Source organism: Gilliamella sp. X-60, from assembly GCF_057063585.1.
Genome location: NZ_JBXSQJ010000055.1, coordinates 1 through 1,083 on the forward strand (window position 1 = coordinate 1; position 1,083 = coordinate 1,083).

A 1,083-nucleotide genomic window follows, 5' to 3' on the forward strand; every position below is an offset into this window, starting at 1 on the left:
TTAACGATTTATAATACCGAAAGACCGCATGAGGCGTTAAATAACATGACACCGATTGAGTATAAAACACTAAAACAAGCAGCATGATTTTCTACGTGAGTTGTGTACTAGGTTTGGGGTATTTACAGTAAATAACCATTAATTCCTACAAAAATAGAATATATTAGGGGAAAATGTTGGGAATAAATAAATGAAATACTGTGTTAAAAATAAATAAAACACAGTTAATGAAAATCTAATTCAGACAAAAATTTAAACTCGTCGATAAAATTTTGCTATTAGTCATAGCTAGATTTAACACATTCAGAAATCGACATATTACCTGACAATAATATTTAGTTTAAATAATAGCGAAAATAGGGATGACAAAAGTGACTTAAAATCGAGCCATATATTGCAAATCAAAATATTCAGCTCGCTATAAACTATAAAGATTTTTTTGATGATAGAAAAATATAAAAAGAGAAGTTGAAAGTCCTTACAAAGAAAAAACACGCAAATAAACGATTGAAATTATGAAATAGGATTGATTTTATGCCGGCATTATCTGAATATTCAAACATATCAAACACTGCACTCAATATATTAGATAAAAAAGGGTACCAAATTTGGTATGACGAAAGGTTAAAAATGTACTGTGCTGAAAAGAATGGTTGGGATTTTATGGCAGATTCACCATCAGGTTTGTTAGGTTTAATTAGCATTTATGAGTTTAAACAACCCACTATATATAAAGAATATTGGTGGAAAGATGATGATAAAAACTTACTCAATAATTTAAGAAAAAAACCTAAATACACATCAGTAACAGATAAAAATATAAGATAGATTAAGGTTAAGTTCAAGCTACTACAGATAAAGCAACTCGGTGTATTTTTTACATATCATAAAATAATGATATAGAAAATAAAACTTTAAAAGCAAAAAAGCCCAGCATCACTGCTGGGCTCTCTCTCAAATTTAAAAGTCTGGCGGCCCCCTACTCTCACATGGGTAATACCCACACTACCATCGGCACTACGGCGTTTCACTTCTGAGTTCGGCATGGGGTCAGGTGGGACCACCGCGCTATTACCGCCAGAC

General features: G+C 31.8%; 2 protein-coding genes and 1 rRNA gene. 2 read left to right on the forward strand and 1 reads right to left on the reverse strand.

Annotated elements, in window-relative coordinates:
- The first annotated feature begins 6 nt into the window (after window positions 1-6).
- A complete protein-coding gene (locus ACYIAM_RS13015) occupies window positions 7-87 on the forward strand; it encodes an integrase core domain-containing protein (protein ID WP_141670356.1) in 81 nt (26 codons plus the stop codon).
- Between the two features lie 447 nt (window positions 88-534).
- Window positions 535-828 (forward strand): hypothetical protein, encoded by a 294-nt coding sequence (locus ACYIAM_RS13020; protein WP_174797706.1) that lies wholly within the window; start codon window positions 535-537, stop codon window positions 826-828.
- A 138-nt stretch (window positions 829-966) separates the two neighbouring features.
- Here ACYIAM_RS13020 and rrf read toward each other — a convergent pair.
- Window positions 967-1,082: ribosomal RNA gene (gene rrf, locus ACYIAM_RS13025) — 5S ribosomal RNA — on the reverse strand.
- Window position 1,083: the final 1 nt, after the last annotated feature.

Coding starts and splice junctions, on each gene's coding strand:
- ACYIAM_RS13020 (WP_174797706.1), top strand. CDS start 535: ATGCCGGCATTATCTGAATATTCAAACATATCAAACACTGCACTCAAT.